Here is a 9403-nt window from a genome sequence, read left to right on the forward strand (position 1 = left end):
AAGACACAAATTCCCACAAAACCACGTACCCGTCAGGCCCTCACAGAGGGACACGGTGCGCACCTTTCCGAACATTCAGACACAGTCGATCGGAACGCCCTTCAGGCCGGCCCGCGCAAGGGCGCATCTTGCGGCAAGATTTGCCGAAACGGCCCGCGCGGACTAGTGCATCGATTCGTGTCGAAAGAGGTTGATGAGCGCCAGCAGGATGATGGCGCCGATCAGCGACACCAGCATGGCGCCCACGTTGAAGACGCTGTCGTTGAGGGTGTCCACCCCCATCAGGGGTGAGAGCACCCAGCCACCGATGGCGGCGCCCACGATGCCGGCCACGACATTGCGCACGATGCCCTGGCGCCCATCCGTGGACAGGACCACGCTGGCCAGCCTGCCCAACAGGCCGCCGACCGCCAACCAGAGGATGATGTTGATCATGGCGTTGCTCCTCGTTAGAGTGGTCGCAGGAAGTTCCTTCGAACCTGCCGGGGGCAATCCCCGCTCCCGGTGGCCGCGGGCACAGCACCTGCCCTGTCAAGGTCCCACCCGCCGGCATGCGGCGGGCCAACGCCACAACCGCAGCAGGAGATTTCCCATGAAGCAAGTGAAAGATGTGATGACCAGTGGCGTGCGCACGCTCGGGCCCCAGGACAGCGTGGTGCTCGCGGCCCAGGCCATGGAAGAACTGGACATCGGGGCGCTGCCGGTCTGCGATGGCCAGCGCATCCTCGGCATGGTGACCGACCGCGACATCGTGGTGCGCGGCGTCGCCCAGGACCTCGCGCCCGGCAAGACCAAGCTCGAGGACGTGATGAGCGCCCAAGTCGAATGGGTGTTCGAGGACGAAGGCCTGGCCGAGGTCGCGGCCAAGATGCAGCAACTGCAGATCCGCCGCCTGCCCGTGCTCGACCGCGACAAGCGCCTGGTGGGCATCCTCTCGCTGGGCGATCTGGCCGCCAAGGGCGACGTGCAGCAGGCCGGCGCCGCGCTGGCCGACATTTCCGAGCCGGCCCGCCCGACCCGCACCGGCCAATCGGTCGCCAGCGGCCCCGCCGGGGGCGGTGAAAGCCTCTGAAAGGCACGCGATGCTCTTTCGCGTGATGAAAGCCGCCGTCGTCAACTGGATCGACGACGACGCGCCCAGCATGGGCGCCGCCCTCGCCTTCTACACCCTGTTCTCCGTCGCGCCCATCCTGCTGATCGTGATCTCGGTCGCGGGCCTGTGGTTCGGTGAGGCCGCCGCGCGCGGCGAGATCTTCGCGCAGCTCTCGCAACTGGTCGGCAGCGACAGCGCGCTCACCATCAACAGCCTGGTGGAAGACGCGAACCGCCCGGCCGCCGGCATCGTGGGCACGGTGGTGGGCCTGGGCGCGCTGCTCATCGGCGCCACCACCGTGTTCGCCGAGCTGCGCAACGCCATGGACCGCATCTGGCGCACGAACGCCGAGCACCCCAAACGGGGCGGCGTGCTCGAGCTGCTGCGCGCGCGCCTGGTCTCGCTGGGGCTGGTGCTGGCCATCGGTTTCCTGCTCATGGTCTCGCTGGTGCTCAGCGCCGCGCTGGCGGCCCTGGGCAAGTGGGCCGCGCCCTGGCTGGGCGAGCTGGCGATGCTCGCGGGCGCGGTCGACTTCGCCCTGAGCCTGGCCTTCCTCAGCGTGCTGTTCGCCATGATCTTCAAATGGATGCCGCGCGTGCCGCTGGCCTGGGGCGATGTGTGGATCGGTGCCGTGATCACCGCCGTGCTGCTCACCGTGGGCAAGTCCGTCATCGGCACCTACATCGGGCGCAGCGGCGTCGCCTCGGTGTTCGGCGCGGCCTCCTCGCTGGTCATCTTCCTGCTCTGGGTGTATTACTCGGCGCAGGTGTTCCTGCTCGGCGCGGAGTTCACGCGCGCCTTCACCCTGCGGCACCAGACCGCCGACCGCACCACCGAGGACCCCGCGCCGTGAACCGTGCTTTCACCTGCATCTGCGGGCAACCGATCTTCTTTCGCAACAGCGTGTGCCTGGGCTGCGGCCGGGCGCTGGGCTACGACGCCGCGCGCGGCAAGCTGCTGCCCCTGGAGCCCACCGACGAACCCGGCTGGTGGCGCAGCAGCGAGACCGGCACGCGCCAGCGCACCTACCAGCGCTGCGAGAACCTGTCCTCGCCGGCCGCGTGCAACTGGCTCATCCCGCCGGCCAAGCCACGCGAGCACACGCCCTCGCTGTGCCTGTGCTGCCGGCTCACGCGCACGCTGCCCGACCTCGACGTGCCGGAACACGCCGGCTGGTGGCACCGCATCGAACAGGCCAAACGGCGCATGGTGTCCTCGCTGCTCGCCCTGCGCCTGCCCATCGTGCCGCGTGGCGAAGACCCGCAGCGCGGGCTGGCCTTCGACATCCTGGTCTCGCAGCCCGGCCTGCCGCCCGTGGTCACCGGCCACGCCGGGGGCGTGATCACCCTGGACGCGGCCGAGGCGGACGACGCCACGCGCGAGCACCGCCGCACCTCGCTGCGCGAGCCCTACCGCACGCTGCTGGGCCACCTGCGCCACGAATCGGGCCACTACTTCTGGCAGCGCCTGGTCGATGGCAAGGAATGGCTGGAGCCGTTCCGGGCCGTGTTCGGCGACGAGCGCACCGACTACGCCCTGGCGCTGCAGAACCACTACAACCACGGCGCGGCAGCGGACTGGAGCTCGCGCCACGTCACTGCCTACGCCAGCTGCCATCCCTGGGAGGACTGGGCCGAGACCTGGGCGCACTACCTGCACATGCGCGACACGCTGGGCACGGCGCGCGGCTTCGGCATCCGGGGCGACCGCGTGGAACTGGCCTGCGAACCCTTCGGCCCCGACGTGCTGAGCGAGGACGGCAACGGCAACGGGGCCCTGGACGCCACCGACGAGCAATTCCTGCTCTGGCTCAACCACTGGCTGCACCTCACCGTGGCTTTGAACGAGATCTCGCGCAGCATGGGCGTGGCCGACTTCTACCCCTTCGTGCTGTCGCGGCCCGCCGTGCGCAAGCTGCACCTGGTGCACCGCGTCATCGCCCACCACACCCCCCGGGGCGGCCGGCGCCGGCGCCCGCTGACGCCACCCCAGCCTCAGTCGTAGGCGAGCGGGAACATGATCTGGAAGGTCGTGCCGGAGTGGTCCGAGTCCACCTGCACCGTGGCATCGAGCACCTCGCACAGGCGCTTGACGATGGACAGGCCGATGCCCTCGCCGTGCACGTAGTGCTCGGTGGACTCGCCCGGCGCGGGCACGCCAGCGTCCTCATCGTGAATGTGCGTGATCTGGTTCGCGTGCGTATCGCTCACGACCTGCTCTGCGTGCTGGGTGGCCACCTCCAGCGCGTCCTTCAGCTCCGAGGACTTGGCCTGGTGGATGCCCGGACCCGTGTCTTTCACGATCAGCTTCCAGCGATCCGGGTCCTGGGCGCCGCCATCGGCCCAGGTGACCTCCACGCCTCCGGTGCGCGTGTAGCGGATCGCGTTGAGCACCAGGTTCTGCACGATGCGTCGCAGCTTCACCGCATCGGACTGCACCACGAAGGGCGACGGCCCGTTCAGGCCGAAGGTCAGGCCCTTCTGCTGCGCGTGGTCCTCCAGCGCCTCCCACAGATCGCGCAGCGGCGGCGCGACGTCCATGGACTCGAGGTTGCGCTCCTCCTGCCCGCTTTGCAGCCGCGCCAGGGTGGTCACATCGTCCAGCAGCTTGTGCAGCGCCTGCACGTTGTGGCCCAGCAGGCGCAGGAAGGTCTCGCGTGCCGCCGGATCGGCCTGGCGCGCACCCAACCCGGCCGTGGCGTTGGTCACCACACCCAGGTTGCCGCGCAGGTCGTGCGCGGCTTCCTGCCAGAGCAAGGCACGCTGCTGCTCCAGATGGCGCAGGGCCTCCAGGGCCTGCTCCAGCCCACGCGCGTAGGCGGTGGCCTCCAGTTGCTGCAACTTGAAGTACTGCGCGGTGCTGGCGCTCACGGCCAGGCTGTAGACCTGCGCCCACACCGCGCGCGCCATGGCCATCGCCGCCACCGAGTGGCCCGAGGCCACCGCTTCCAGCGCGTTGACCACGCATTCGTTGAGCCGGCCGAGCTCCCGCACCACCTCGGCCAGGCCGAAGCCCTGCTGCCAGCGGTGCAGGCCGTGCGCGGCGGCGTCGCCCAGGTGCGCGGTTTCCACGCGGGGTGCGCGCAGTTGCTCCTCGAAGCCCTCCAGCACGGCGGGGATGTGGTCGTTGAGCTGCGTGTGTGGCAGCGAGGCGCCGGTGGTCAGCGTGGCGTCCGCCGCAACGCTGGCGCGCCACGCCTGCAGAATGGCTTCACGCCTTTGCGTCAGTTCGTCCGCCAGCGCGATGAGTTCTTTTCCATGCAGGGGCATCGGTAGGCCTTGAAGGTGGGTGGCGACAGCGGCGCTCAGGGCTCGCGCGTCATTCTGCACCCGAAAGCCACCGACCGTTCAATGTCCCCCGCCTGTCGGGGGGTCGGCCTCCTTCTCCTTGCGGATCGAACGCCCCCAGCGGCGCAGCCACACCAGCACCAGCAGGATGAAGGCCGTGGCCAACACGGCGGTGCCCGTCTGGCCGAGCCCGGCGGCCACGCCGATCGCGGCGGTCGCCCAGATGGTGGCGGCCGTGGTCAGCCCGTGGATCCGCCCCTCGCTCTCGTCCTTGAGCACCGCGCCCGCGCCGAGAAAGCCGATGCCCGAGACCAGGCCCTGCACCACGCGGCTGAGCTGCTCCTCGTTCATGCCGGATGCCTGGGGCACCAGCACGAACAGGGCCGCGCCCAGCGCCACCAGCATGTGGGTGCGCAGCCCGGCCTCGGCATCCCGCCGCTCGCGGTCCCAGCCGATGGCCGCGCCCAGCAGCAGGGCTTCGCCCATGCGCCAGGTGGCGCGCGTGATGCGCTCGACATCGGCGAGGTCGCCGAACTCGGCCTGCACCGTGGTCCAGATGGTTTGCAGCACGGACATCGCGGTCAGCCTTGCGGGGGCGTGGACGGCGACAGCGCCGCGCCTTCGTCCCGCCATTGGGCAAGGCTGCCCATGAGCGCGCCCAGCGGAATGGGCTTGGTGAAATACAGGTCGAACCCGGCGGCCATCGAGCGTGCCCGGTCGTCCTGCTGCGAGCGACCGGTCACGGCGACGATCATCATGCGCTGCTCCGGCAAGGCATCGCGCAGGCAGCGCGCCACCGTGTTGCCATCCATGCCGGGCATTCCGATGTCGAGAATGCAGACGTCGGGCCGCAGCCGCTGCGCCATCTCCAGGGCTTCGCGCCCGTCGTTGGCGATCTGCACGGTGTGGCCGTCCACCTCCATCAGCAGGGCCAGCGACTCGGCGGCGTCTCGGTTGTCGTCCGCGACCAGCAGCCGCAGGCCGCTGCCCGCAGGCGATGGATGGGGCTCGTACATGCTTGGCTCGCCCGCGCCGGTGGTCTGAAGAACCATTCTTTTTCCATGGGTTGTCGGATCAGGCCTACACAGGGCAAACGGCGCGCCCGGTTCGATTCCCCCAGGCAAAAAAAGGGATGCCGGGGCTCGGCATCCCGAAAAATGCGCCGAAACCGGCCTCAGAACCGGTGCATGTAGCCGATGCTGGTGGTGTCCACCTCGCGCTTGCCGATGCCCACGAAGCGCACGTCGTAGCGGTTCCACTCCAGCACGATGGAGGAGCGCGGGCTCAGGTCGAAGCCGATGCCCGCACCGTAGGAACCTTCCCACCCGCTGGCCTTGCCGGTGGCGATGCCCGAGCCCGGGCTGGCCGAGACCTCGCTGCGGCCATAGGTGGTGCCGACCTTGCCGAACAGGTGCACCACGCCCAGCGGCACGCGTCCCACCAGGCTCAGGTTGATGCCGTGTGCCTCGGCCTTGCCGCCGCCACGCTCCATGTCGCCCAGGTTCACGTAACCCAGTTCGGCACCGAAGTAGCGGTTGAACATCCCGCCGGTGTACAGGTGGTACGAGGTGCTGTTGTCCGAACAGGCGAAGCCCCCCACGCAGCCCAGGTCGTAGTCGGGTTTGCCGACGTTGATGCCGACGTAGCCGTGCGAGGTGTACGGAATCACGGAGAAGTTGCCTTCGCCCGGTGCGTAGGCGCGCCGCTGCGCCGTGGTGTTGGTGGTGCCTGCCTGGGCCACCACCGTGGTGTCCAGAGGGGTGGGCGGCGTGCCCGACTGCGCGGAGACCGAGCACGCAACGGCCAGGCCGATCGCGGCCAGCGGCCACGCCTTGAGATGGTGAAGTGAGCGGTTCATGGGGAGTCCTGGTGGGTTGGAGAAACACTGCGCCTGAAAGGGAATGCAGCGCTTCACCACGGCAAGCGGGATGCCAGGTGCCCGCAGGCGGACATCGAACCGCGGACGGGCACATGGATTGCCCTCATCCTCCAGGGCGCCATGAATGTGTGCAGTGACAGTGCGGCACCCTTGGGCCAGGCATCCGATGTTTTCCCTACTTCCTTCGAAGCGCGAACCGGGTGCCTTGTCGGCCCGAGGCTTCTCCATCCGGACGCGCCTGATTGCCCTGGTGCTGGCGGTGCTGCTGCCCGCGCTGTGCGCCGCCGCCTGGGTGCTGAGCCTCACCTACCGCATGGAACGCGAGAGCAGCGAACACGTGCTCGAAGAGACCACCCGCGCGCTGTCCATGGTGCTCGACCGCGAGTTGACCCAGCGGGCCGTCGTGGTGCGCGCGCTCGCGAGTTCCAGCCTGCTCGACACAGCACCCCAGCTGTCGCCCGCCGCCCTGCGCGATTTCGACCAGCAGGCGCGGCGCACGCTGACCGGGCTGGAAGGCTGGCTGGAGCTGCGCAGCGCGGACCAGGTGCTGGTCAACACCCGCCAGCCACCCGGCACCCGGCCGCGCGCGGGCCCCCGGCTTGCGCTGGTCGACCGCCCGATGATCCAGCCGCTGCGGCAGGACGCGGCGCTGGGCATTCAGTACGCCGCGCTAGTGCAGCCGGTGCTGCGCGAGGGCCAGGCGGTGCTCAACCTGTCGCTCACGATGCTGCCGAACGAGTTCCAGCGCATCATCGACGAACAGCGCCTCCCTGCGGGCTGGCTGGCGGCCATCATCGACAACCAGGGCCGCGTGGTCGCCCGCCATCCCGGCGGCGGCGTCCACATCGGGCGGCCGGCCACGGCGGACCTCAAGGCCCACCTGGACGCCGAACGCGAGGGCCTGATGCACTCGGTCTCGCTCGATGGCCATCCCGTGACCCTGTACTTCCACACCTCGCCGCAAGGCTGGACCTACGTCACGGGCATGTCGCGCGAGCAGTTCGAGGGCACGGTCCCGCGCGCCGTGCTGCAGGTGGCCGCCGCCATGCTGGCGCTGCTGGTGGTCTCGCTCATCGCGGCGGCCTGGGTGGCGCGGCGCATCGTCCAACCCATCCACACCATCGAGCAGATGGCGCTGGACCTGCGCGAAGGCCGCCCCCTGCGGCGCACGCGCACCGGCCTGCTGGAGTGCGACCAGGTCGCGCTGGCGCTGCACGATGCGGGGCACGCCATCCGCCACGCGCGCATCGAGCTGGAACGCCAGGTGAGCGATGCGGTGGAACGCACCCGCAAGCTGGAGCAGCGGGCCTCGCACAACCACCGCGTGGAAGCCCTGGGCCGGCTCACCGGCGGCATCGCTCACGAGTTCAACAACCTGCTGGGCATCATCAGCAATTGCGCGCACCTGATGCGCCGCCTGGCCCCGGCCCCCGCCATCCAACCCGCGATCGACGCCACGCTGAGCGCGGTCGACACCGGCAGCCGCCTGACCCAGCACCTGCTGCGCTTTGCCGGCCGCCAGACCGTGCACCCGCGCGTGATGCAGCTCCAGACCTTCCTGCCCGAGACCGCCGAACTGCTGCGCACCCTGCTGGACCGCCGCGTCACGCTGACCACCGAGGTCGACGAAAACACGCCCGCCGTGCAGCTGGACCCGAGCGAGCTGGAGCTCTCGCTCATCAACCTGGCGCTGAACGCGCGCGAGGCCATTCCTGCCCATGGCCACCTCTGGCTGCGCGCCGCTGCGGCCGAGCCCGACGATCTGGAGGGCCTGCCCAGCGGCAGCTATGTGCGCATCACCCTGCGCGATGACGGCCATGGCATGGACGACACCGTCGCCCACCGCGCCTTCGAGCCCTTTTTCTCCACCCGGGAACCGCACGAAGTCGCCGGGCTGGGCCTGAGCCAGGTGTATGGCTTCTGCTTGCAGGCCGGCGGCCGAGCGCGCCTGGAGAGCATGCCGGGCCTGGGCACCACGGTCACGCTGGTGCTGCCCGCCCACACCGGTGAGCCCGCCGACGCGCGCGCCGCCCTGCCGGTCTCGCCCGCCGCCATCGCCGGCACCCGCCTGCTGCTCGTCGAGGACAACGAGGCCCTGTGCGAGGCCACCGCCGCCGTGCTCCGCTCCTACGGCTGCGACGTGGTGTGCACCGCCAGCGCGGAGGACGCGCTGCGGCTGATCGACACCCCGCCGGGCTTCGATGTGGTGGTCACCGATGTGCTGATGCCCGGCAAGATGGACGGCGTCGCGCTCGCGAACCATTTGCGGCAAATCTTGCCGCAGCTGCCCGTGGTGCTGATCAGCGGCCACCACGGCGACACGTCGCCCCCGCCGGGCGTGCGCCTGCTGCGCAAACCCTGCCCGCCCGAGGTGCTGGCGGGCGCCATCGAAGCGGCCATCGCGCAGCGCCCCCTCTGACAAAGACCGCCCAACGGGTACGCCATGTGCCCATGAACAGACGTCGGATGGGTTGGGACTTCCAGTCCCCCGGTTCGGCGTCCTGTTCACAACTTCGAAGGAACGCCATGAAAGACACACGCACCATCAACACGCTCAACAACCTCATCGAGACCTGCAAGGACGGTGAGTACGGCTTCAAGGCCAGCGCGGACCACGCCGTGGACCCGCAGATCAAGTCCCTCTTCATGACCCGCGCGGAAGACTGCCGGCGCGCCGCCGCAGAACTGCAGACCATCGTGATGCAGCAAGGTGGCAAACCCGAAGACAGCGGCACCGCCACCGGTGCGGCCCACCGTGGCTGGGTGGCCGTCAAGGGCACCCTGGCCGGCTACACCGACCTGGCCATGCTCGAAGAGACCGAGCGCGGCGAAGACACCGCCCTGGCGCGCTACCGCTCCGCGCTGAAGGACGAGTTGCCCGCCGACATCCGCAGCGTGGTCGAGGCCCAGATGCAAGGCGTGCAGCGCAACCACGACCAGATCCGTGCGCTGCGCGACCAGCACAAGGCCGCCGCCACCCACTGACCTCCCCATCCTCCCCCTTGGCCCGCGCTTGCCGCGGGCTTTTTTTCGCGCGGCGGCCTCAACGGCCCTGGGGATGGCGCTCGGCCCACTCCGCGTCGCTGTGCCCATCGCCCACCGGGTCGGCGCTTTCGTCTTCCGGCGGAGCGGAGGGAACGGGGG

At 69.8% G+C, this 9403-nt stretch carries 10 protein-coding genes; 5 read left to right on the forward strand and 5 right to left on the reverse strand.

All coding sequences use genetic code 11. From position 1 onward, the window contains the following. Nucleotides 1–162: 162 nt before the first annotated feature. Nucleotides 163–435 carry a GlsB/YeaQ/YmgE family stress response membrane protein gene (locus tag AC3WPZ_RS02195; protein WP_382320814.1) on the reverse strand — a complete coding sequence of 91 codons (273 nt, stop codon included), beginning with the start codon at nucleotides 433–435 and terminating at the stop codon, nucleotides 163–165. Between the two features lie 157 nt (nucleotides 436–592). On the opposite strand from AC3WPZ_RS02195, the gene AC3WPZ_RS02200 reads away from it, so the two are divergent. From AC3WPZ_RS02200 to AC3WPZ_RS02210, 3 genes are read left to right on the forward strand one after another with little or no spacing between them, the layout of a single operon-like run. Beyond that, a complete protein-coding gene (locus AC3WPZ_RS02200) occupies nucleotides 593–1072 on the forward strand; it encodes a CBS domain-containing protein (protein WP_382156458.1) in 480 nt (159 codons plus the stop codon). 25 nt (nucleotides 1073–1097) lie between these two features. After that, entirely contained in the window at nucleotides 1098–1946 is an 849-nt protein-coding gene (locus tag AC3WPZ_RS02205) for a YihY/virulence factor BrkB family protein (RefSeq protein ID WP_444692212.1), read from the forward strand. Continuing rightward, nucleotides 1943–3097: a zinc-binding metallopeptidase family protein gene (locus tag AC3WPZ_RS02210; RefSeq protein ID WP_444686982.1), complete on the forward strand. Its 1155-nt coding sequence runs from the start codon at nucleotides 1943–1945 to the stop codon at nucleotides 3095–3097. The genes AC3WPZ_RS02205 and AC3WPZ_RS02210 overlap by 4 nt, the downstream gene beginning before the upstream one ends. Here the strand turns inward: AC3WPZ_RS02210 and AC3WPZ_RS02215 are convergent. From AC3WPZ_RS02215 to AC3WPZ_RS02230, 4 genes are all read right to left on the reverse strand, one after another. Then, nucleotides 3088–4362 (reverse strand): ATP-binding protein, encoded by a 1275-nt coding sequence (locus AC3WPZ_RS02215; protein ID WP_444686983.1) that lies wholly within the window; start codon nucleotides 4360–4362, stop codon nucleotides 3088–3090. The two genes, AC3WPZ_RS02210 and AC3WPZ_RS02215, sit on opposite strands and share 10 nt — an antisense overlap. Nucleotides 4363–4440: 78 nt before the next feature. Continuing rightward, nucleotides 4441–4956, reverse strand: coding sequence for an MgtC/SapB family protein (locus tag AC3WPZ_RS02220; protein WP_382320824.1), 516 nt, complete (start codon nucleotides 4954–4956; stop codon nucleotides 4441–4443). Between the two features lie 5 nt (nucleotides 4957–4961). Continuing rightward, nucleotides 4962–5432, reverse strand: coding sequence for a response regulator (locus tag AC3WPZ_RS02225; RefSeq protein ID WP_382320826.1), 471 nt, complete (start codon nucleotides 5430–5432; stop codon nucleotides 4962–4964). A gap of 122 nt (nucleotides 5433–5554) precedes the next feature. Next, on the reverse strand, nucleotides 5555–6238 hold the full coding sequence (locus AC3WPZ_RS02230) for an outer membrane beta-barrel protein (RefSeq protein ID WP_382320828.1): 684 nt from the start codon (nucleotides 6236–6238) through the stop codon (nucleotides 5555–5557). 226 nt (nucleotides 6239–6464) lie between these two features. On the opposite strand from AC3WPZ_RS02230, the gene AC3WPZ_RS02235 reads away from it, so the two are divergent. Continuing rightward, complete coding sequence (locus tag AC3WPZ_RS02235) at nucleotides 6465–8678, forward strand: response regulator (protein WP_444686984.1); 2214 nt, start codon at nucleotides 6465–6467, stop codon at nucleotides 8676–8678. A gap of 107 nt (nucleotides 8679–8785) precedes the next feature. Further along, nucleotides 8786–9244 (forward strand): PA2169 family four-helix-bundle protein, encoded by a 459-nt coding sequence (locus AC3WPZ_RS02240; RefSeq protein ID WP_382156442.1) that lies wholly within the window; start codon nucleotides 8786–8788, stop codon nucleotides 9242–9244. The last annotated feature ends 159 nt before the right edge of the window (nucleotides 9245–9403 follow it).

It is taken from the genome of Hydrogenophaga sp. FW305-3-2-15-A-LB1, from assembly GCF_058787875.1.